This window comes from Chryseobacterium sp. MYb7 (assembly GCF_002979455.1).
Lineage (GTDB): Bacteria > Bacteroidota > Bacteroidia > Flavobacteriales > Weeksellaceae > Chryseobacterium.
This window is the reverse complement of the sequence record NZ_PCOU01000029.1, coordinates 46,350-66,075: the sequence shown is the minus strand read 5'-3', so window position 1 is coordinate 66,075 and position 19,726 is coordinate 46,350. Positions and strand designations below refer to the sequence as shown.

Here is a 19,726-nt window from a genome sequence, read left to right as displayed (position 1 = left end):
CTGGATCGGATTCAATTATTTAGCTTTTATTGTTATTGCTTGTAAAAAATTCATAAAAAGAAAGTCAAGATGAGTTCAGTTAATGAAACAACCATTATCAATACCTTTAGTACCATAAAAACAATTCCCTGTTTAAAGATATATTGATAAAAAAGTGAATAAAAGCCCTGTATTCTAATATTTACACACAATTCGGTGTCTTAATTTAAGAAATTGTAATGCTACCCAAGACTATTGGATTAGTATACAGATACGTTAATTTTATTTAAAATAATAAAATAGGATTGTAATTCTCTAAATTTTATATATTTGCAAAACATAAATAATTGACAACTCAAACACTTTTCAATGATAAGTACTGAATTATTATTTTTAATAAACATCAATAAGCTGCAATCTGTAATCGCCAGAAAGTTTGACTCTCTGAGTGTTCATGGCCTGGGATTCAATGACTTTGTTATTCTTTACGTCCTCAATTCTTCATCGGAAAACAGGATGCGAAGAATAGACCTTGCTGAAAAAATAGGTCTTACAGCTTCGGGAGTAACCCGATTATTAAACCCATTGGAAAAAATCGGACTGGTGGCAAGAGAAACCAATGAAAGAGATGCCCGTGTAAGCTATGTGGTCATCACACCTAGCGGCAAAAAGATATTTGAAGAAGCTAAGCTAAGTGCTGAGCATATTACGAAAGAAATTCTCTCTTCTAAAAAAGGTAAGTCTTTAAAAATAATCAACGAACTTTTATTTGATTTAGGAGGAAATATACAATAATGAAAAATGAATTAAAGAAACAGCTCAGGGAAAAAGCAAAAGACCACAAAACAACGATGGGAGTTCTTGCTCTTACCAATACTTTAACCGGGAAACAATATATTCAGGCTTCTCTAAATCTGGAAGCACTGGTAAATAAGATGAAATTTCTTTTAAACGGCGGAATATTTGAACATTCACAATTACAAAAGGAATGGACAGAATTGGGCAGTGATACTTTTACTTTTGAATTTGCCGTAATTGTTCCGGATCAGAATAATGAATATACCAATTATCGTCAGGAAATACGAAAGGCTGAACAGGCATTCATATCAGAAAGCAACATGGAATTCTATTCATCATGACGAAAATTATCCATACAAAAGAGGTTCATCTATGCTACGAAATTTTCGGAGAAGATCATCAGCAGAATATTGTATTAATTCCTGGATTAGGAAGTCAGATGATCCGTTGGGATGCTGCATTCTGTGAGCTTCTGGTTGAAAAAGGGTTCAGAGTGATTCGTTTTGATAACAGAGATTCCGGGAGCTCTGTTTTTAATGCAAAAAAAGAAATCCCTTCTGATAAAGGTATTGAAGAGATTTTTGCCACACTTAGTAAAGAAGGAGTTCCTTATTCTTTGATGGATATGACGAATGATGTCATTAGACTTCTTGATCATTTAAATATCAAACAAGCTCATATTGCAGGGCGCTCCATGGGAGGAATTATTGCTCAGCTTTTAGGTTCTTATTATCCTGAAAGGGTTTTATCATTGACAATCATTATGTCAACTTCATTGAATCCTTCTCTTCCCAAACCAGATCCTGAAGTGATGGCGATGATGACACGGGTGCCTGCAGATCCTGTTCTCCATAAAGAAGAATACTTAAGGGAGAAGATACGTTTTGCGGAAAGAATATCAGGTTCGGGATATGTTTTTGATCCAAATCTGGAAACAGTATTGCTGGAACAAGAACTTATACGCTCCAAGACAAAAAACGGAATCATCCGGCAGCTTTTGGCTATGGCCTCTTTTCAATACGATCCTGAACTATTGAAAAAAATAATTGCTCCTGCATTGATTATTCACGGAACAGATGATCCGATCTTTCATTTAGAATGTGGAAAAGATATTGCTGATGCTATTCCGGGCGCTGAATTGATCATTATTAAAGGTATGGGACATTCTATTCCTGCGGAACTTTATGATTTTATCTCCAATAAGATTACAGATTTGGCAAAATAAAAAGACTGCCTCATTATTTGAGACAGTCTCTGTTTTAAATGCATCTGCTATTATTTCAGATTATTTAATAATTTTTCAGGCACCAATGCAGAATTTTTGCAATGTTTTTTGCATCATCCACTCCTCTGTGGTGGGTGCCTTCCAAGGTAAAGCCTAATTCACCCAAAGCCCTGTTCATCCCAACACTTTTCCTAATCGTAGGATGAATTTCACCAAATAATGTCTTTACATTGATATGGTCATCACTCATAGGATAATCTGTGTAGAATCTTCTTGCCTGATCCTGAAGCATGTTCAGGTCATAATTTCCATAGCTTGCCCATGTCAGTTCTTCGGAATCATATTCTGCTCTCAGGATATCGAAAGCGTCATCCAACATGATACCTTCATGATCCAGCATATTTTGGGTAAGAGTGGTAAGCTCCGTACAGAATGGACTTACCTTTGAATATTGGGGTTTTACTAAAATACCTTCATTTTTGGAGATCTTACCGGTTTTTGCATTCATAATGCACAACCCGATTTCGATGATCTCACTTTCCTGACCTCTTGGCGGCCGGTTATCCCAACACGTTGCTTCGAGGTCTACTATTAATATATTGTCTGTTGTTTTCACTTGTTTAAAATTTAATTGTTAAAGCATGGATGATCTGGGATGGGGAAGCTTTGATAGCATCTCATGTACTTCCACCCTCCGACATCAGTCTTCAGCCTATTTACTATTTACAGAATTTCATTTAAAATTCTGGCTGTGTTATAAGCATCGTCTGCTCCGCTGTGATGGGTGCCTTCAAAATCCATATTCAGGTAGCTCAGGGCTCTTTTAAGTCCTATTTGTTTGTGCAAATTGAAATGTCTTTTAAATTCATGCATCACATTCATATAGTTTTCTGAAAAAGGATTGGTTATACCGAGCCAGTCACATTGTTCTATGATCTGCTCTCCATCAAAGTTTCCATATCCTGCCCAGGTAAGCGGTGCGGATTGGTATTGATCTCTGATTATTTCACAGGCTTCTTCGAAATAGATTCCTTTTTCTTCTATCAGCTGTGGAGTAATTCCTGTCAGTTCTGTGCAGAATCTGTTGATTTCTGATCGTTCCGGAATTACATAAATGCTTTGTTTCTGGGAAATTGCTTTTGATTTTATGTTTAATTTGCAAATTCCTATTTCTATAATATCGACCTGCTGCCCGATGGGAACTCTGTCGTTTTCCCAACATGTAGCTTCCAGATCGATGATGATGATCTCATTGGTTGTTTTCATGATTTTTTTAGAAATGAGAAGCCAGAGGTTAGAAATTAGTTAGGTTTCTACTTCTCCTACCCTTCAGCTTCTTTTTCATTGTTAATGGTTAATTTCTGGGAACAAATGGAGGAGTCCATTTTTTCCTTTTCATTATTTCTTTGACTTCCTCGTAGGAAACCGGATAAAAATTGTGGCAGTCTACCCCAACGTCAAAACTAAGTGCCATCTCATCATCCGGCAACGTCCCGTGTGAATGGCCGTATAATTGCCAGACTCCGCGGTGTGAACCATTCCAGGTACGCATGGCGTAATGGAAAAGGATGATTTTCTGTTTACCGTTGTTTTGATCCGGTTCATCAATTCTCAGTTCGTGATAATCTCTGATGGAGGCAAATCGTTTGGGATACGTTAAAGCAGCTCCTTCATGATTGCCTTTGATCAGATGGATATTGCCATGTAACCGATCTAAAATCTCTTTTGTAAAATCCGGTTTTCCTAAACTCATATCTCCTAAATGGTAGACTGTATCACCGGGTTCAACTTTCTCGTTCCATCTTTTAATGAGTTCTTCATTCATATGATCCAGTGATTCAAAGGGTCTCTCTGAAAACTTTATAATATTCTCATGACCAAAATGATGGTCTGCTGTAAAAAATATATTGGGTTTCATTTTTTTAATTGTTTTTTCTTTATTAAACCACCCCGTCAAAAATTCTTTGAATTTTCGCCACCCTTCCAAAGGATGGGAATTTTCACACTTTCATTAGTTCTATTTCTCTTTAATAAAATGGAGTGTTTTTCGATTTTCTGACTTTTATGGTTACTTATTATACATAAAAAAGTTTCGGTGAAAATTTACCGAAACTATACTTTAAGAGTCATCAACTCTTCTTTTATAAAATCAATTACTAAAGAATTCAACTTTTTATTGATCCTTTTCTGCTCTTCTTTTTCAATAGCTGTGAAAATTGTCGGGAAGTCTTTTTGGAAGTCCTCTAAAATATCCTGTGAAAAAAGACCAATTACCTTACCTATCATTTTAGGTTCGAATTCGCCGATTTTGCTGACCACATTATTCAATCTGTTGGCTGTAACATATTTTTGGATTTCCTCCCAGATTTCCTGAGCTTTTTCACTGAAATGCACCTGTTTATGAACAATTTTAACTTCCTTTTTAACCATTTTGGACTTTTCTACCCATTTCTCATTCTTATTTTTCAGAATGATTCTGGCACCGTTACCAAAATATTTTGTTTTCAAGGTCTTTACGATGGTACCTTCACACATATTGTTCTCTAATTCAGGTAATCCAAGCCAAGCCGGAATTTTTGAATTGAAAACATTGGGAAATTTCAAAGCATCTTCCAGAGTTCCTTGAAACAAGATTTTAGCATAGAAAAATCCGGTCTCTTCAAAAATCTGATTGACTACTTCTGTATCCAAATAGGTAATTCCATTCAGTTTAATATCGAAAGCGTAAAATTCGTTGTAAGGTGCATATTCAATACCTTTCTGTACCTTCACTGCATCTTTTACGGGTTCTACATCTTTATGTTTGAAACCACCTCCGAACAATTCACCGTAGATGACTACAGTTTCCACATCGGGATGGATGGTTTTCACTTTTTGAAACACTTCTATTACATTTTTTCTGTAACGTTCCAAAATATGATGGGCATTGAAAAATTTCTCATCTTTTTCGATGAAAGCAGTTCTCTTCGCTATTTTAATTTCCTTTCCGTCGGTAAAGAAAGAGAAATTAGCTCCGTGAACTTTTTCCTGTACAATGAAAACCTCATCCCCAAAACCCTGCATTCTGATCTGTTCGATCACGCGGGCCTGGTAAGCATTTTCTATAGCGTTATATGTTTTGAAAATCATTTTGTTTTAGTTTTTAATCGTTTCTGATTCATTTTTTTCCATCTGGGTAATATGCCTTTGGGCATGAAGTGAAAGAAAATAAATATATTCGTATACATTGATTTTCCCCAGTGCATTCACCGTCATTGTCGTTTTATACAAGAGTCCTTCACCATTCTTCATGAGTTCCAGATATTGTAAACACTGAAGATATTGCTGAGTAATGAAGCTTCTGATTTCATCCAGATTTAATTCTCCTTTCGGCTCCATATGCTCCGGTCTTATCCATTCAAAAGCGCCATGTTCACCTACCCTATCAAAGTTTTCCTTGTTGAAACTGTAATTTTCCATTTCAGATTCAAGGTCAAGATTCAAAGAATTTTTCATTGATTTTTTAGTACCTTTTTCAATAAGGATCAACAAGTAAAAATTCGTAAGATAAATATGCTCTAAGATCTGCTTAATCGTCCAGCCTCCGTTTGAAGGCTGATGATTCAACATTTTACTATCTGTTTCAAACCATCTGTCCACTTCGTCAAATGTGAGTTTCAGATGTGTTTTTATATCTTGGATAAATCTAAAAATGTCCATTACAATTTTTTAAAATTTTGAAGCAAGCTTAAGATATTTTCCTTTCCTACCGGATTCATAGAGTGGCTATAGAATTTCGGAAGATCCAGATAGTTGTCCATGCAATATTCTATCAGCCATTTCGCACAGTCGTATCCTGTTTTTTCAACAAATTCCTGAGAATTCTGATCCAAATAATGCTCGTCTGCAAGATCATGGTCAAAAGAAATCATTTCCGGAAGTCCTTTTTCCAAAATCCTGTTGACAAACTTCTCGTAATTACGAACGATATGCCAATCATCTCTGAGGAAAATATCCTGTTTGGTATAATGATAGGCGTCTATCGGATATCTTATATCATCCAGAAATAATAATCTTTTTGTTTTTTCCATGATTTATTTTTTAAACTTCAATCCTTCTTACATCCCTCTTCCAGCTTTATTACACCATCATATCAGCACAGTTGGAACTTGCGAAAGCATAAGGTTTAGCTTTGAATACATATCCCATTCCCAGAATATATCCCATGGCATCTTTTAATGCTACGTTAGATTTAAAATCCGGGTCGGTATTAATGTCTGCGTGTACCTCCATTTCCACCCCATAAGTGTCCAACACAGAGCAGATTGCGTATGCAATTTCAACAGATTTGTTGACTTCATTCAGCATTCGCTCCTTGATACTGATACTCTGTATTTCTCTTTCTTTTCTGATAAAGGTAAACGCCCCTTTTCCCTCACGAATAAATACTACTGCCGTAGCATAGCTGATGGCATCTCCGTATACATGGGAGTCTGATCCCACACATACTTTCAGACGGTGTCCGTTGGCCTGTTCGCGAATGATGGCTTCTTCTACCAGCTGTGTGATAGAGTGTTGGAAAATTTTCCCATTCATATTCTGCCATGTTTGTTGTTGCGTTTCCATTTTCTACATGTTTTAATTCATAAATGATTGTTGATAATTGATAAATGATCACTAGCAGTTATCATTTCTACTTCTAGTTTATAATTTCTATTTTTTGCACTCCAAACCGGACTCGAACCGATACCATCAGTTTTGGAGACTGAGATGCTGCCATTACACTATCAGAGTAAATGCTGTTGACTCATTAGGACTCGAACCTAAACTCCAAGAATCAAAATCTTGTGTGCTGCCAATTACACTATGAATCAGATTAATTCATGAGCAATAAGTAATTGGTAATGAGTAATGTTAAAAATTAGTCAGGTATCAATGATTGCTCATTGCTCATTACTTATCATTCATACTTTTGTGGAACAGACAGGAATTGAACCTGTACCTTCAGTTTTTCAGACTAACACGCAGACCTTCTACACCACTCTTCCGGATTTTATAAGTAATGAGTAATTGGTAATAAGTAATATAAAAATCTATGACTAGCATTATTACTCATTGCTCATTATTTATTACTTATATTTTTGGTACGGAAAGAGGGATTCGAACCCCCAAAAGCTTGATCCTAAATCAAGAGTGTCTACCATTCCACCATTTCCGCAGGTTTTTTTATGAGTAATGAGTAATCGGTAATAAGTAATATGAAAATTTATGGTTATTACTTATTGCTCATTGCTTATTACTCATCATATTGTTTATAGGTTTGAGAAAGCTTCGTCTGTTGATAAACTATGCCTGTTAGTGTTTGTAAAGATCTTCTGCGCTTGACAAACCTTTCTCATTTCCTAATTGTATTGTATTAAAAAAGTAAAAGGCTGTCTGTTTTTATTGATTAAAGATCTTCTGCTCTCGACAGTCCTTTTTTCTCTTTTCTTCTTTTTTTGTGTGAATGGTAACTGGCCAATTTTTAAAAAAAATCTGAACTTTCATGGTATTAATATCAATTTAAGATTGACCAGCTATTCACATCCAGTACTCTATAAGGGAATCGAACCCTTGTTTTCTGCTCGAAAGGCAGGCGTCCTCACCGTTAGACGAATAGAGCATTGAGCCACTGACCAGGAATCGAACCTAAACAACAAGAGTACATTTCCTGCATGCTGCCGTTACATTATCAGTGGTTGGTGGAAGTAGTAGGATTCGAACCTACTCAGCAATGAAGCAACAGATTTACAGTCTGCCCCGACTCTCCAACTTCGGCGTACTTCCGGATTTTTATGAGCAATTAGTAATTCCTCATTTTTTCCTTTCAAAAAAAGAAAAGGTTTGTCTTTATATTGAATGTTTAACTAAAGATCTTCTGCGCTCGACAGCCTTTTTCTTTTATTAATAAAGGATATTCTTTGTTATAGATGATAAAAGATCATTGATAAAAGGTTCTTATATCTCCTATAGTTTTTACATTGAGATGGCTATGGGATTCAAACCCACTCAGTTGACACAACGGTTTTGCAGACCGCCCCGACTCTTCCACTTCGGCGAACCATCAGATTAAAAAAATAAAGTCTGTCTCCATTTGTTTGAAGAACTTCTGCGCTTGACAAACTTTATTTTTACCTAAAAATTTATAAATGATCACAATTAATTTCTAATGAATCCGGAGAGAAGAAAAGCCTGTCTGTATTCCTCGTGTTTGGCGTAAAGATCTTCTGCTCTCGACAAACTTTTACTTTTTCTCCTGAAACAATTAACAATTAGTTACCTGCGATTTTGGAAAGACTCGAACTTTCAACTTCCGGTTTAACAAACCGGTGCTCTGCCATTGAGCTACAAAATCATTGTAATTCCGGAAGGACTCGAACCTTCAACCTTCGGTGTATCAGACCGACACTCTAACCACTTGAGCTACGAAATCATTGGTATTCCATAAGGGGATCGAACCCTTGTCGTTCGGTAGAAAGCCGAATGCACTCACCACTATGCTAATGGAATAAATTGTCTGGAAAGCAAGATTCGAACTTGCGACCTCCCGCGTCCAAGACGGGTAAACAACCACCGTTATCTTTCCAGCTTTAGGGTTCACTTCTGTTTCTTTTCCGGGAGACAGCCGGATGGGAAATTTTCCATGAACCTTTTTGTGATTCCGAGAGGATTCGAACCTCTAACTTTGGGTTTAGAAAACCCATACTCTATCCAGTTGAGTTACGGAACCGTTTTTGTAACCCCAGAAAGATTTGAACTTTCAACCCCCGGTTTAAAAGACCGGTGCTCTAACCATTTGAGCTATGAGATTGTTTTGGTTTTGTGAATCGTGAATAATCAATTCGTTTTACCTGTCAATTTTAAATTTCACAATTCACATTCTTTGTAATCTCAGAAGGACTCGAACCTTCAACCTCCGGTGTCGTAAACCGACGCTCCATCCAGTTGAGCCATGAGATTTTATATTTTGGGTATCTCCGGGGATCGAACCCTGTTCTCCGGCTCCACAGACCGGCGCTTTACCAAATAAGCTAAAGAAACCATAAAAAAAGCGCCTCTTTTTGGGAGGCGCTTCATATATTTAAACGTAAGAGATCATTAGCTGACCCACGTATATAAGCACCTTTTATCCACAATTCCACTTTCAAGAATACACGCAACACCTGTCGGTTCCTGTCCGAATAGTCTTGAATATCGATTGAATATGTTGTGTAACTGTTTCATTTTATTTTTGTTTGTTTCTAAATTATTTTTAATTGAATCCTGAAAACCTGTTGCTTTCAATTTTCGGTTGCAAAGTAAATATGATTTTTTTTAACCTGCAAATAAATTTTCAAATTAAAACATTGATAATCAATTAATTACAATTTAAATTTAGAATAGAGAATTTCTGTCCGCAATATTTTGCAGATATCTTAATTACCTAAATGACTGTCTCTCACCGGGTTGCTTATCACTCTATTTTATCGTATTAAAGTTTCATTGTTGATTAAAAAATTTTCATGTTTATGGTTATTTTTTTTCATTCTAAATAATTTCTGACCTAAAAAACAAAAAACGCCTCGGTTTTCCGAGGCGTTTCTGTTGTATTTTGATTAATTTTTTACAAGTTTATAGTAAATAATTTCCAAAGTCAGCACATTTCGCCTCATTCCATATCACCTCATCACGCCCGAATAACCCTTTATTAGAAGGACTTTCGAATAGTTCCGCATTGATATGTGCTCTTTGTATTGTCATAATTTTCTGGTGCAAAGATAAATCTTTTTTGGTTTTATTTTATTATTTCCACAAGGAAGGGTAATAAAAAGGATGTTTCTGATACTTATGTATAATGCTTTTTTAAACGCAAAGTTTTAATTTCAGGAGTATCTTATTTTTAGGGAGCTAAGAGGAATCAATTAACATTGATTAGATGAAGATGATGTTATATATTTCCTAATACAAGCTCATCACTTTCCTGTTTTAATTTCTAAACATTTTGTTTCTTCCTGTTTTGAATCTTGAAATATCTTTCAGAATCACATCATCATGGGGATTAAAAAATTTCAGTTCATTGACAATCTCTGAACGGGTATTTACTTTTTCCGCAATGATTTCGTAGGCTATATTTCTGGTTGCAGCCTGTAACTTCGGATCTTTCTTGAATTCATGTTTCATGGCTTCCAGATAGGTGATCTTTTTGTAGGCCGGCGTGTTTTCATATAAATTAAGAATTTCAGATTCTAATTTTTTAACATCAAAAATATTGGCAAAATAGCTATTCAAACAGTTGAAGGCGTCTTTATCTTCTTCCCATCCTTTCAACAGTATTTTTTGAGCATCTTCTGTTTTTTCCATCTTCTTACGATAAACCAAGGAAGCTTTTACCATCTGGCTGTTGCCTACATAATCATCTGCAACCATCTGATAATAGGAATGGGCGTTTCTAAGATCGTTGATTTCTTTATAGAGATCTCCTACTTTTTCTTTCTGCTCCATTTCTTTATAAAGGTCAATGGCTTTTTTGAACTGTTTTGCTTTTTCGTAGCAGACGGCGGCATCGGATTTATTATTCAGTTTTTTAAGATATACTACGGCTGCTTCATTATAGAATCCACCATTTTCCAGCGTTTTTGCTCCTCTGTAATTGTCCTGCAAAAGATTCATGTATACTCTGGCTGCTTTTTTATAGTCATTTTCGGAAATATATTTTTCGGCAAGTTCTTCGTATTTGCTTCTGATTCTGTCAAAAAGTGAATTTTCCAGATAAAAACTACTGCTTCCGCTGCCTTTTCTTCCTGTTGAGTTTCTGTTGTTTTGTTCTTTATCTTTCAAAGAAGTGATCACCAAAAGAATGATAAAAGCTACAATCAGGAAAATGATTAAAGTCCCGATCACACTCCAGAAACTTTCATGGAACAGCTGGGCTACAATTCCAACAACCTTAAACATGGCCAACAGCACAAATGCTGCTATAAATTTGTCTATAAATTTCTGTCTATTCATCATCATCAGAGTTTAAAATGGTTTTATCTTCTCTAAACAGACGATAAAGGAGTAACATCACACAAATGACAAGCACCCATACAAACCAGTTGTACCCAAACATTTTGACCAGCGGATAAAATAAGTACACCAGCATAGCCACAAGGATCGCAATTAAAATCAACTTTATCCAGACCGGAACATTGTCTCCGCCAAGGTTTAACGATTTATTTTTAAACAGGAATAAGTACAGTCCTACTCCGGCAATCATCAGGATCACCATGTACATAATATCTGAAACCGGAGCCTTTTTCTCTAATGGGCTTCCTTCCGGAGCTATCGCTTTTATTTTTGCTTTATCAATGGATGCAGAAGAAGGATCTACAATATCCAGTGTCCCATAAAGTTTCCCTAAAGAATCTGCCATTAAAGCTTTTCTTTTTTTCAGAAGATATTTTACGACATCCCCATTCACAGGCTTTCCTCTGGTATATTGTTTTAGAGAATCTGAAATTTTACGTTGCAGCTTTTCGGTTTTTTCTTCTACATGTTTTGTAATTTTTTGGGTATAAATAGTTTTAAGAGAATCTCTGCTTTGTTTTTCTTTATCAACAAGCTTCCCGATATCACGCCCTATTTCGCTGACATCTCTTCCACCTGCTTTTTTATAATTTTCTTTGTCTTTGTCTGTTTTAGATTCTATGATTCCTGCGTTAATAAGTTCTTTGGATAATCCTTTTCTCTGCTGGTGATACATTGAATCTATCTTAAGATCAATTTCCGAAGTTCCGGACTGGAAAGCAATCATGTCCGAAGGTGCCTTTACTGCATTACTTTCAATTTTTCCTGAAGAAGAGCCTATTTTTTCCTGTTCCAAATTATTTTTATCTGAAGGCAATGCAATCCTTAGTACAATAGCTGCAATAATGAGCGCCCAGAATACTCTGCGGAAATTCTTTGTTCCTGCACTTTCTGTTTTACCTGCAGAACCTCCGCCAAACAATCCTTCCAGCCAGATAAACTTTCCAAAACCATCTCCTCTGGAAGTTCCCATAACATCCAAAGAAACGCCTAATTCTACGGCTCGTTCAGGGTATTTTTCAATGTATTTTAAATATTTTTCTATTTCTTTTTTATTCCCGGCCATTACTTTTTTAAGGTCAAACGGCAGGTTGTTCATCCATTCTTCTTCGGTTTGTTTTGGCTGTAATGCTTCCATTACTTTTTCATCATCCATTTCCACCGTATAGCTTTCTATTTTCTGAGGAATTGAAACGCCATTCAGAGGTTTTCTGATACTTTCATTTATCTTTCCAGGATGTTGAATTAATGAAATCCAGTCAATTTCTTCAGACAGTTTTACCAATCCGAATTCTGGATGCATAATCAGAAAACGGGAATCAAGCTGTGCCCAGTCTTCCTGATTTATTTTGGGATAAAAAGTTGTATTCTCAGGGATAAAAAACCTGTCATCCACACTTTGAAAATAAGCGTTTCTGCCTATTTCCAGTGGGGCATGATCATTAAAAATAAGAAAACATCCATACAGCACATTAGGACTATTTGCCGGAATAGCGTAAGATCTCACCTGACTTAAATTAATCCCAAGCATTTCCATTTCCTGAAGCCATATCACAGGTGAGGAACCTTTGATTAAAAGTCCTTTTTTGGGATAGTTATTTTTCGGGAAAGGTTTTATTCTAAGCTCCATACTCCAAAATCTGTTCTATAAATGGTTTTAAAAACCTATCACACATATCATCCATTGTTCTTACTTTCAACAATGCATGTTCCGGAAGATAATATTCTGACCCACCAAATTCCGTGTAGGTAGCCAACGAGAGAAAACCGCCCAATGTGGAGGGAATAAAGAATTCTTCAATGCTCTTGTTACTGCTTCGGAAAGTCAGCATTCCTCGCGAATCGGTTATAATTTCACTTCCATCGGGGAATGTAAATTTATTTTTATTCTGCTCTGCGAAAAGTCTGATATCATATTTGTTCTTGGAAAAATTCAGCGTATTTTCAGAAGCACTGAATAATTCGTTTCCGGAAACTACCAGATTTTCATATTGATTGATTCCGATTTTATTGAAATTATTGATCACTTTTAATCCGCTTCCTTTCAGCTTGGCAACTTCGGCTTCAGCTTTTATATTATTTTTTTCAAATTCTTTATCTTTTCCGGTAATTGGCTCTACAGAAATATTCCCATCCATATTGATTTTGTAATGCGTTTCATTGTCCGGATGATGCAGATAAAAATTTCGCCCGAAATAAATCAGTCTATAAGATTCCGGAATATACATCCCTGTAAGATTCTGCTCAGAATATTCTCCGGTATTAAGATTAAGCTTTGAAATTAATTTCTGATCAGGCTGATACTGACACAGAATAAAATGCTGCTGTCTGTTTTTTGTAAGAGCAAATTTTCCTTTCGGTTTTATGGAAATTTTATCAAACAAAACTTCACAGCCATGATGGGTTTTATAATAATCGTAGGAATGTCTGTCGTAATAATTATCAGAAAGATAAGTCTTCAGCAATTGTTTTTTTGAACTCAGAATGAAAAATTCTCCTTCATATAAAAACTTAGCAATCTTATTAACAGGTGTTGGAAATAAAATCGGATAGTTTTGTGGGAGATCTGTTTTCTTTCCATTGAAATTATGAGTAGATTGTTTTTGCTGCGGTGGGTTAGCCCACAACTCCTGCAACGGAAGTTTTATTTTCTGAATATGTTTCCTTGCTCCTTTGTTATGTTTATAAAAATTGATTTCTCCATCCGAAGACGTTGTCACCAAAAATTTCAATTGATCTCTGTTCTGATGTACAACCCGCTGAATTTTTTCATCCTCCATATTATCCTGATGGGTAATGAAGAACACTTCAATATCTTTTTCTGAATGATGTTCATTAAAAAACTTCTCCAGCGCTTCCGAAACTTCCAGAACAGGACTAACCTGATTAAGGTTTTCCACTACTTCTTCCACTTTGTTAAGCTCAATCGGAATTGCTGCCTGTCCTAGTGCAACGACTTTACATTCGGAATGAGCTTTCGGATGTTTGATAACGGCAATTGCCGAGGCATAGGCTAATACTTTTGGAGTTCCCCAGTTTCTAAGGGAAGTATCAATCAGGATAATTCTTTCAAAAATATTTTCTTCAGGTGGAATTTCTCTTTGGATGTAAAGTGCCTCATTATTGGCTACACGATTCATAAAGATGTCATCTTCATTGGCAAATTCGGAGAGAAGCATTCTGTGGAAATCGCCTTTGTTGGTCATATCGGAAATTCCTCCAATGGGTTGTTCACCGGGAGAAAGATGACGCATAGGGATTTTCAGTCCGCTCCAGATTCTCTTGATCAGGCTTCCTATCTGAAAAGTCTTTGGTTCTTCAATTAATTCTTTGATAAAATCTTTACTGGTCTCTGCTGTAGTTTCTTCTTCTACTACCTCATCTTCCAATTCAGGTTCATGAATCAAACCCTTCATCGCATCAATGATGGATTGTACAGTGGGAAACTTTTCATTAAGATTCAAAGCGCTCAAATCTTTGTTTAAAGCTGTTGAACCATCGTCGTATTTTTCTGCGCTGACTGCAAGTTCCTGTGGTCTTTTATAGTAGAATCTTAAGAAACCATCAGAAAGACTGGGAGATAATCTGTTATGACCGTCTCCAAAAAGAGTTTGCAACAGAACAATTCTGGTCTGTTTCTGTTTATAAACTTTGGGAAGTGATTTTATTTTTTCAAGGAATTCAATTTGCTTTTCCACACGGAATTCAAAATCTTCTCCACTGTAAAACTCAGCTGTACGTCTCAACGGGCCGGCAAAATCTGTATAGCCGTCCTGCATGGCATATAAAACCATAAGCAATGCCCCGAAAGGAGGCCATCCCACGGGTTGAAGCTGGTTCAGAATTTCCATTACATAAGGCCTGTAAGCAATGGCTCCCACCTCCGGAACGGAGAGAAGATTGTTGTCATGATACCCGCAATCTCCGGGAACATCTTCATCTGTTTTCCATTCCCAAAAGTAATTTTCGTAGGACTGGAAATAAGCCTTTAATTCCATTCTCTTGATTTTTCGGTAAGACGGAATGAGCTTACGGACAACGGGCGGAAATCGGTCTCTTTAATTAAAAGGCTGTTTCCTTTTTCGTCCCATAACAGTAAGTCTTCCGGTTCTTTATTATATTTCTGCTGCAACAGCGTACTTACATTTTTAAATTCAAAATCCAGACCGGCAGGCAATAGATGTCTGTCTTTCGTCCAATAGGTTTTCCCGGGAAAGCTTAGAAGCGGAACTCCTATAAACAGTGCTTTATCTCCCAGTAAAGTCCATTTTATTTTTTCAAGTTTAAATTTGGGCAATGCTACGATAGTTTCCTTAATATCAGCAATATTGCTGAGTAAAGCGATTACCGGCTGTTCTTCATTACTTTCTTTCAGTTGTATCTGAACCTGTTCGTGAATTCCAAAATAGTTTTGGTTCGAAGGCGGAAGACTAAGCTGCAGCGCTTTGTCTATAGGTATCCAAAGCAATGCTGTTCTCATTTTTTTGCTCGGAACCAAAGCTTCTTTCCTGAATAAAAGGCCATCACGAAGTTCGTATAAAATAAAATCCGGCAGTTGCTGTATTTCTGAAGCGGCTGCTTGTTCTTCGGTAAAACCTTTCAGCCAGATCGTGTCATCATCTAGGGCAATCTGAACATTTTTCCAGTCTCTGACTGAGCCCAGAAAATCTTCATCAGCACGGGGAATTTCCGCCCAGAATTCTTTTAAACGCTTTGAAGAATCTTCTGCCATAAGCTTTCAATTTCTTGCTGGATATATTGCTTTTGCTCCGGATTTCTGATCCAGTCGCAACGGGTCTGCAGATATCTCAGTTTATCTTTTATTACATTTTGTTCTTCGAAACTCAATGTCCCACCATTCCATTTTTCCACAAGAATTTTTACGTCTTTCATGACCTCTTCGGGATTAGGAGTTTTGTTCTGCATAGCTTGAGGATGGGAATCCGGGTGATCATCTTTCTCAATTGTTCTGTTGATAATTCCTTCCAGAATTTCAATTTGTTCTTCTGTATCCCAGATATGTTTCAAAACCCACAGATCAGAAAGTACAGCTTCTTTTCTTCCGCAAATCAGTGCGCTTGCCGCAATCAGGTTTTGAAGTTTTACCGCTCTACGGTCTGAAATGGCAATTCCTGTATTTCGAAGGCTCATAATGGTATTCAGATAGACTTCATAAATCGGTTTAAGATCTACTGTTTTACAGAGATTCTGTAATTGTCTGATTTCATCAGCATGAATTTCCGGAATTTCTGTTTCTTCTTCGTTTTCCAGTTTTCTTCCAGCTAAAAGTACCTGTTGCAAGAGTTCGGGATTGACGTAGTCTACATTAATTCTCACCAAAAAACGGTCAAATAACGCGTTCAGTGCTTCATCTTCCGGAAGAACGTTACTTGCACCTACAAACATCAGCGCAGGTAAGTGTTTTGTTTCTTTTCCTCTTTTAAAAATCTTCTCATTGAGTGCCATTAAAAGGGAATTCAGAATAGCTGAATTGGCATTGAAAATCTCATCAAGAAAAACCATGGAAGCTTCGGGCATCATTCCCTCTGTATTGGTCAAAAGTTCGCCTTCTTTCAGTTTTCTGATATCAAAAGGTCCGAAAATCTCGTTGGGTTCTGTAAAACGGGTGAGCAGATATTCAAAATTTTTGCCATCTTTCACTGTTTTTGCCAGCGTTCTAACAATCGCCGATTTTGCAGTACCCGGAGGTCCGTATAAAAAGGCATTTTCTCTCGCCAAAAGGCATATTCCCAACAGATCTACGACATCATTTTTACCTACAAAAGTGTCTTTTACGTAGTTAAGAACTGTATTAAGCTGATTTATATTCTGGTTCATTGATTTAAAAAATTAAAATTTCCACCACTTTTTCTTCTGAGGCTTCTCTTCTTCTTTATTTTCTGCCTGTTCGTTTCTTTTGCTGAATGAAAAAGCAAGTCTCTGATAAGGCACTTTGATATCGAAATACAATTGCGTTCCGTCCTCCAGTGTAAGTGCATCCATGATTTTATCTCCGTCCTTGATCAGGTTTTGTGAAACATCCTGTTTATTGAGATGATGTCTTACTAAATCTCTTTCATCAGAAATCCTGGTGATAATATAAGGAGAATCTTTTGTTCCGCTTCCTGTTTTTTCAAGGCATTCAAAAATAAGCTGTGCTATTGTCATTTCAATACTCCTTCCTTTTTCATCACCCAATTCTTTGTAAGCAAAATATTTATAGATATGGGCTCTTGGACTCAGTAGAATATTGACATTGGTATACCGTATAACCTCTTCAAATTTTCCTTCATTGAGTAAATCCTGTATGTTTTCAATATCTTCAGAATAAGGATCATATTCTGGATCATTGATCACCAGTTCACGGCATTTCAGGAATGTTTCTTTTGTAGGGTCGGTTAAAAATTCAAATACTTTCTCATACATTTTCATTGTTATCTTCGGTTATAGTTTTTAGTTCTCTCCAGAATACGTTTTTGTGCATTCCAAATTCGGCTGTCAGTAGTTTATTAATCAACGGAATTTCCGCCAGTTTATAATCTCTTTTTTCGACAATTCTTTCCAGATATAGTTTTCTGTAAGTACTGTCTTTTAATTCTTCCTTCCAGTTCACGTTCTTCAGATCAAGATCATACCCTATTCCCGAATAGTGAAACTGCATCAGAATATTTTCCAGCATGGCAATCAATGGATCTTCAGGATCAACCGTATTTAAAGCAACGATGACCTGTGGTAAAAATCTCAGTGACAAATCTGCGGATAAGATAGAAGAAATATCCCGAGTTCCTTTGAATCCGGGAATAAGATTTTCAATATTTTTTACTGTATTTTCTCTGATTAGGTAAAGCTGTGCGCTGTGGTAAAAAACTTTTGCTGCCCAAACAGCAGTCTCTTTGTTGCAGGATAATTGGTCTGACAAAAACTCAAGTCGTTCTTTTTCGAATTCTGTTTCAAAATAATCTCCTGCTTCCGCCTCTTCCTGAGGGGAAATTTGCTGTAAGCTTGAAAAAAGAGTAATGCATTCTTCCTTACGAAGCAAAAAGATCGTGTCTAAAAACGGTGACTTGGTTTCCATGATCTAACAAAAATAAAATTATTTCGTTGAGAATAAAATTTTTGTGAAGAAGATTCGTGTTAAATATGGAGTTAAAGTGTTGGAAAATGCAAGGACGCAAATTCGAAATGTATTATCCTGTTTTTAAGGCGCAAGAAAATAATAGATTGCTTCGTCGCTAAAGCTCCTCGCAATAACTTACTGCGATACGATTTCAATGATATTATTTTCGGGATCAAGGATTATGCTTTCATAATATCCGTCTCCTGTTGTACGAGGTTCTCCAGCCACTGTATATCCGTCTTTTCTCAATACTTCCGTAAGTTCATCCACTTTTTGTTTATTCTCTACGGAAAATGCAAGATGAATAATCCCGTACTGCTGGGATTCGTAAGAGTTTTCACTTTCTTTGATATCCGGTCTGGTCATGATCTCAAGCCGGCAGCCATTCTCAAAACTTAAAAAATAGGATTGAAAGTTTTTAACAGGATTATGGTATTTTTCATTGGAAACCGCTCCGAAGTATTTCTGATAAAATTCTTTGGATTTTTCAAGATCTTTCACCCAAATGGCAATATGTTCAATTTTCATTTTTAAAATTTTAAATATTTACTTCTGCAAAAGTAGCCGGGCTGCTTTCACAATACCTGCTCCACATTATTCTTTTGTTGTTCTGTATTTACCAACTTATTTTTTTGATTCATACAAAATACTTTATCTAAAATTTCATTTAAAATATTTATTAATAATATTTTATACATTCTATTAACAAGAGATAGCTTCATTGTTTCTATTATCGCAATAACCGGAACAAACTAAAAGTTATTATCTTTGCTCCATTCAAAAAAACATTATGAGTATTCACATCAGTGCAAAAAAAGGAGAAATTGCTAAAGTAGTATTGCAGCCGGGGGATCCGCTTCGTGCACAGTATATTGCTGAAAATTATTTAGAAAATGCAAAACTGGTAAGCAAAACCAGAGGTATTTTTTATTATACAGGTCTTTATAAAGGGAAAGAAATTACTGTAGGAGCGAGTGGAATGGGTTTCCCAAGTATCGGAATCTATTCTTTTGAGTTGTTTACGGAATATGAAGTAGATACAATCATCAGAATCGGGACTTGTGGTGCTTACAATACGGATCTTCAACTTTTTGATATCTTAAATATCGATAAAGCGGCCAGCGAAAGTACTTATGCCAAATATGCATGGGGAATTGAAGATGAAATCCTTTCTCACCAGGGGAATATCTTTAACACTATTAATGAAACCGCTAAAGATTTATCTTTAAATGCTAAAGCAATCAACATCCACAGTAGTGATATTTTCTACAGAAAAGATCCTAATACTCCGGAAATTGCTACAAAATACAACTGTCCTGCAGTAGAAATGGAAGCTTTTGGTTTATTTGCCAATGCTCAGTATTTAGGAAAAAATGCAGCAACTATTCTTACGGTAACGGATATTATCCCTACACACGAAAAAATCTCTGCTGATGAAAGAGAAACAGCTTTGAATCCAATGATGGAACTGGCTTTGGAATCGGCAATAAAGAGTTTGTAAGAAACATATTCATTATAAAAAAAGAGCTTTACTTTATCAG

The 19,726-nt window shown here is 36.2% G+C and carries 20 protein-coding genes and 15 tRNA genes; 4 read left to right on the top strand and 31 right to left on the bottom strand.

Annotated elements, in window-relative coordinates:
- Nucleotides 1-348: 348 nt before the first annotated feature.
- The 3 genes from CQ046_RS19515 to CQ046_RS19505 are packed head-to-tail and all read left to right on the top strand — an operon-like array spanning nucleotide 349 to nucleotide 2,002.
- Nucleotides 349-774 (top strand): MarR family winged helix-turn-helix transcriptional regulator, encoded by a 426-nt coding sequence (locus CQ046_RS19515; RefSeq protein ID WP_105703872.1) that lies wholly within the window; start codon nucleotides 349-351, stop codon nucleotides 772-774.
- Nucleotides 774-1,118: a GIY-YIG nuclease family protein gene (locus tag CQ046_RS19510; RefSeq protein ID WP_105703871.1), complete on the top strand. Its 345-nt coding sequence runs from the start codon at nucleotides 774-776 to the stop codon at nucleotides 1,116-1,118. The genes CQ046_RS19515 and CQ046_RS19510 overlap by 1 nt, the downstream gene beginning before the upstream one ends.
- Nucleotides 1,115-2,002, top strand: a complete 888-nt coding sequence (locus CQ046_RS19505) for an alpha/beta fold hydrolase (protein ID WP_105703870.1) — start codon at nucleotides 1,115-1,117, stop codon at nucleotides 2,000-2,002. The genes CQ046_RS19510 and CQ046_RS19505 overlap by 4 nt, the downstream gene beginning before the upstream one ends.
- A gap of 64 nt (nucleotides 2,003-2,066) precedes the next feature.
- On the opposite strand, the gene CQ046_RS19500 is transcribed toward CQ046_RS19505, so the two are convergent.
- From CQ046_RS19500 to CQ046_RS19355, 31 genes are all read right to left on the bottom strand, one after another.
- Nucleotides 2,067-2,618 (bottom strand): 3'-5' exonuclease, encoded by a 552-nt coding sequence (locus CQ046_RS19500; protein WP_105703869.1) that lies wholly within the window; start codon nucleotides 2,616-2,618, stop codon nucleotides 2,067-2,069.
- Between the two features lie 107 nt (nucleotides 2,619-2,725).
- Nucleotides 2,726-3,268: a 3'-5' exonuclease gene (locus tag CQ046_RS19495; protein ID WP_105703868.1), complete on the bottom strand. Its 543-nt coding sequence runs from the start codon at nucleotides 3,266-3,268 to the stop codon at nucleotides 2,726-2,728.
- 88 nt (nucleotides 3,269-3,356) lie between these two features.
- Nucleotides 3,357-3,920, bottom strand: a complete 564-nt coding sequence (locus tag CQ046_RS19490; protein WP_105703875.1) for a metallophosphoesterase family protein — start codon at nucleotides 3,918-3,920, stop codon at nucleotides 3,357-3,359.
- A gap of 194 nt (nucleotides 3,921-4,114) precedes the next feature.
- Nucleotides 4,115-5,131, bottom strand: coding sequence for an RNA ligase, Rnl2 family (locus tag CQ046_RS19485; protein WP_105703867.1), 1,017 nt, complete (start codon nucleotides 5,129-5,131; stop codon nucleotides 4,115-4,117).
- A gap of 6 nt (nucleotides 5,132-5,137) precedes the next feature.
- On the bottom strand, nucleotides 5,138-5,701 hold the full coding sequence (locus CQ046_RS19480) for a DinB family protein (protein WP_105703866.1): 564 nt from the start codon (nucleotides 5,699-5,701) through the stop codon (nucleotides 5,138-5,140).
- Nucleotides 5,701-6,072 carry a cyclic-phosphate processing receiver domain-containing protein gene (locus CQ046_RS19475; protein WP_105703865.1) on the bottom strand — a complete coding sequence of 124 codons (372 nt, stop codon included), beginning with the start codon at nucleotides 6,070-6,072 and terminating at the stop codon, nucleotides 5,701-5,703. The genes CQ046_RS19480 and CQ046_RS19475 overlap by 1 nt, the downstream gene beginning before the upstream one ends.
- Nucleotides 6,073-6,121: 49 nt before the next feature.
- Complete coding sequence (locus CQ046_RS19470) at nucleotides 6,122-6,607, bottom strand: ribonuclease H-like YkuK family protein (protein ID WP_105703864.1); 486 nt, start codon at nucleotides 6,605-6,607, stop codon at nucleotides 6,122-6,124.
- Between the two features lie 97 nt (nucleotides 6,608-6,704).
- A tRNA-Trp gene (locus CQ046_RS19465) sits at nucleotides 6,705-6,775 on the bottom strand.
- Nucleotides 6,776-6,783: 8 nt separating this feature from the next.
- Nucleotides 6,784-6,855: transfer RNA gene (locus CQ046_RS19460), tRNA-Gln, on the bottom strand.
- 101 nt (nucleotides 6,856-6,956) lie between these two features.
- Nucleotides 6,957-7,029 (bottom strand) — tRNA-Phe (locus CQ046_RS19455).
- A 94-nt stretch (nucleotides 7,030-7,123) separates the two neighbouring features.
- A tRNA-Leu gene (locus CQ046_RS19450) sits at nucleotides 7,124-7,199 on the bottom strand.
- Between the two features lie 372 nt (nucleotides 7,200-7,571).
- Nucleotides 7,572-7,643 (bottom strand) — tRNA-Glu (locus tag CQ046_RS19445).
- Nucleotides 7,644-7,720: 77 nt separating this feature from the next.
- Nucleotides 7,721-7,807, bottom strand: a tRNA-Tyr gene (locus tag CQ046_RS19440).
- A 197-nt stretch (nucleotides 7,808-8,004) separates the two neighbouring features.
- A tRNA-Cys gene (locus tag CQ046_RS23700) sits at nucleotides 8,005-8,086 on the bottom strand.
- A 217-nt stretch (nucleotides 8,087-8,303) separates the two neighbouring features.
- Nucleotides 8,304-8,375 (bottom strand) — tRNA-Asn (locus CQ046_RS19435).
- A gap of 4 nt (nucleotides 8,376-8,379) precedes the next feature.
- A tRNA-Ile gene (locus CQ046_RS19430) sits at nucleotides 8,380-8,453 on the bottom strand.
- A 2-nt stretch (nucleotides 8,454-8,455) separates the two neighbouring features.
- Nucleotides 8,456-8,530: transfer RNA gene (locus tag CQ046_RS19425), tRNA-Glu, on the bottom strand.
- A gap of 6 nt (nucleotides 8,531-8,536) precedes the next feature.
- Nucleotides 8,537-8,608 (bottom strand) — tRNA-Pro (locus CQ046_RS23695).
- 68 nt (nucleotides 8,609-8,676) lie between these two features.
- Nucleotides 8,677-8,750: transfer RNA gene (locus CQ046_RS19420), tRNA-Arg, on the bottom strand.
- A gap of 7 nt (nucleotides 8,751-8,757) precedes the next feature.
- A tRNA-Lys gene (locus tag CQ046_RS19415) sits at nucleotides 8,758-8,831 on the bottom strand.
- 75 nt (nucleotides 8,832-8,906) lie between these two features.
- A tRNA-Arg gene (locus CQ046_RS19410) sits at nucleotides 8,907-8,980 on the bottom strand.
- Nucleotides 8,981-8,988: 8 nt separating this feature from the next.
- Nucleotides 8,989-9,056 (bottom strand) — tRNA-His (locus CQ046_RS19405).
- Between the two features lie 575 nt (nucleotides 9,057-9,631).
- Entirely contained in the window at nucleotides 9,632-9,760 is a 129-nt protein-coding gene (locus tag CQ046_RS19395) for a penicillin-binding protein (protein ID WP_164976820.1), read from the bottom strand.
- 225 nt (nucleotides 9,761-9,985) lie between these two features.
- Nucleotides 9,986-11,008 carry a hypothetical protein gene (locus CQ046_RS19390; RefSeq protein WP_105703862.1) on the bottom strand — a complete coding sequence of 341 codons (1,023 nt, stop codon included), beginning with the start codon at nucleotides 11,006-11,008 and terminating at the stop codon, nucleotides 9,986-9,988.
- Entirely contained in the window at nucleotides 11,001-12,698 is a 1,698-nt protein-coding gene (locus CQ046_RS19385; RefSeq protein WP_105703861.1) for a hypothetical protein, read from the bottom strand. Before CQ046_RS19385 ends, CQ046_RS19390 begins: the two co-directional genes overlap by 8 nt.
- Complete coding sequence (locus tag CQ046_RS19380; protein WP_105703860.1) at nucleotides 12,688-15,066, bottom strand: hypothetical protein; 2,379 nt, start codon at nucleotides 15,064-15,066, stop codon at nucleotides 12,688-12,690. The genes CQ046_RS19385 and CQ046_RS19380 overlap by 11 nt, the downstream gene beginning before the upstream one ends.
- Nucleotides 15,057-15,800 (bottom strand): hypothetical protein, encoded by a 744-nt coding sequence (locus tag CQ046_RS19375; protein WP_105703859.1) that lies wholly within the window; start codon nucleotides 15,798-15,800, stop codon nucleotides 15,057-15,059. Before CQ046_RS19375 ends, CQ046_RS19380 begins: the two co-directional genes overlap by 10 nt.
- A complete protein-coding gene (locus CQ046_RS19370; protein WP_105703858.1) occupies nucleotides 15,773-16,906 on the bottom strand; it encodes an AAA family ATPase in 1,134 nt (377 codons plus the stop codon). The genes CQ046_RS19375 and CQ046_RS19370 overlap by 28 nt, the downstream gene beginning before the upstream one ends.
- 12 nt (nucleotides 16,907-16,918) lie before the next feature.
- Nucleotides 16,919-17,500, bottom strand: coding sequence for a DUF4919 domain-containing protein (locus CQ046_RS19365; RefSeq protein ID WP_105703857.1), 582 nt, complete (start codon nucleotides 17,498-17,500; stop codon nucleotides 16,919-16,921).
- Nucleotides 17,487-18,143, bottom strand: coding sequence for a hypothetical protein (locus tag CQ046_RS19360; RefSeq protein WP_165790556.1), 657 nt, complete (start codon nucleotides 18,141-18,143; stop codon nucleotides 17,487-17,489). The genes CQ046_RS19365 and CQ046_RS19360 overlap by 14 nt, the downstream gene beginning before the upstream one ends.
- A 177-nt stretch (nucleotides 18,144-18,320) precedes the next feature.
- Nucleotides 18,321-18,713 carry a VOC family protein gene (locus CQ046_RS19355; RefSeq protein WP_105703856.1) on the bottom strand — a complete coding sequence of 131 codons (393 nt, stop codon included), beginning with the start codon at nucleotides 18,711-18,713 and terminating at the stop codon, nucleotides 18,321-18,323.
- 262 nt (nucleotides 18,714-18,975) lie between these two features.
- On the opposite strand from CQ046_RS19355, the gene deoD reads away from it, so the two are divergent.
- The gene (gene deoD / locus CQ046_RS19350; RefSeq protein WP_105703855.1) at nucleotides 18,976-19,686 is read left to right on the top strand and encodes a purine-nucleoside phosphorylase; all 711 of its coding nucleotides are present in this window, start codon (nucleotides 18,976-18,978) and stop codon (nucleotides 19,684-19,686) included.
- Nucleotides 19,687-19,726 lie beyond the last annotated feature (40 nt).

Coding starts and splice junctions, on each gene's coding strand:
- CQ046_RS19515 (WP_105703872.1), top strand. CDS start 349: ATGATAAGTACTGAATTATTATTTTTAATAAACATCAATAAGCTGCAA.
- CQ046_RS19510 (WP_105703871.1), top strand. CDS start 774: ATGAAAAATGAATTAAAGAAACAGCTCAGGGAAAAAGCAAAAGACCAC.
- CQ046_RS19505 (WP_105703870.1), top strand. CDS start 1,115: ATGACGAAAATTATCCATACAAAAGAGGTTCATCTATGCTACGAAATT.
- CQ046_RS19495 (WP_105703868.1), bottom strand. CDS start 3,268: ATGAAAACAACCAATGAGATCATCATCATCGATCTGGAAGCTACATGT.
- CQ046_RS19490 (WP_105703875.1), bottom strand. CDS start 3,920: ATGAAACCCAATATATTTTTTACAGCAGACCATCATTTTGGTCATGAG.
- CQ046_RS19485 (WP_105703867.1), bottom strand. CDS start 5,131: ATGATTTTCAAAACATATAACGCTATAGAAAATGCTTACCAGGCCCGC.
- CQ046_RS19480 (WP_105703866.1), bottom strand. CDS start 5,701: ATGGACATTTTTAGATTTATCCAAGATATAAAAACACATCTGAAACTC.
- CQ046_RS19475 (WP_105703865.1), bottom strand. CDS start 6,072: ATGGAAAAAACAAAAAGATTATTATTTCTGGATGATATAAGATATCCG.
- CQ046_RS19470 (WP_105703864.1), bottom strand. CDS start 6,607: ATGGAAACGCAACAACAAACATGGCAGAATATGAATGGGAAAATTTTC.
- CQ046_RS19395 (WP_164976820.1), bottom strand. CDS start 9,760: ATGACAATACAAAGAGCACATATCAATGCGGAACTATTCGAAAGTCCT.
- CQ046_RS19390 (WP_105703862.1), bottom strand. CDS start 11,008: ATGAATAGACAGAAATTTATAGACAAATTTATAGCAGCATTTGTGCTG.
- CQ046_RS19385 (WP_105703861.1), bottom strand. CDS start 12,698: ATGGAGCTTAGAATAAAACCTTTCCCGAAAAATAACTATCCCAAAAAA.
- CQ046_RS19380 (WP_105703860.1), bottom strand. CDS start 15,066: ATGGAATTAAAGGCTTATTTCCAGTCCTACGAAAATTACTTTTGGGAA.
- CQ046_RS19375 (WP_105703859.1), bottom strand. CDS start 15,800: ATGGCAGAAGATTCTTCAAAGCGTTTAAAAGAATTCTGGGCGGAAATT.
- CQ046_RS19370 (WP_105703858.1), bottom strand. CDS start 16,906: ATGAACCAGAATATAAATCAGCTTAATACAGTTCTTAACTACGTAAAA.
- CQ046_RS19365 (WP_105703857.1), bottom strand. CDS start 17,500: ATGAAAATGTATGAGAAAGTATTTGAATTTTTAACCGACCCTACAAAA.
- CQ046_RS19360 (WP_165790556.1), bottom strand. CDS start 18,143: ATGGAAACCAAGTCACCGTTTTTAGACACGATCTTTTTGCTTCGTAAG.
- CQ046_RS19355 (WP_105703856.1), bottom strand. CDS start 18,713: ATGAAAATTGAACATATTGCCATTTGGGTGAAAGATCTTGAAAAATCC.
- deoD (WP_105703855.1), top strand. CDS start 18,976: ATGAGTATTCACATCAGTGCAAAAAAAGGAGAAATTGCTAAAGTAGTA.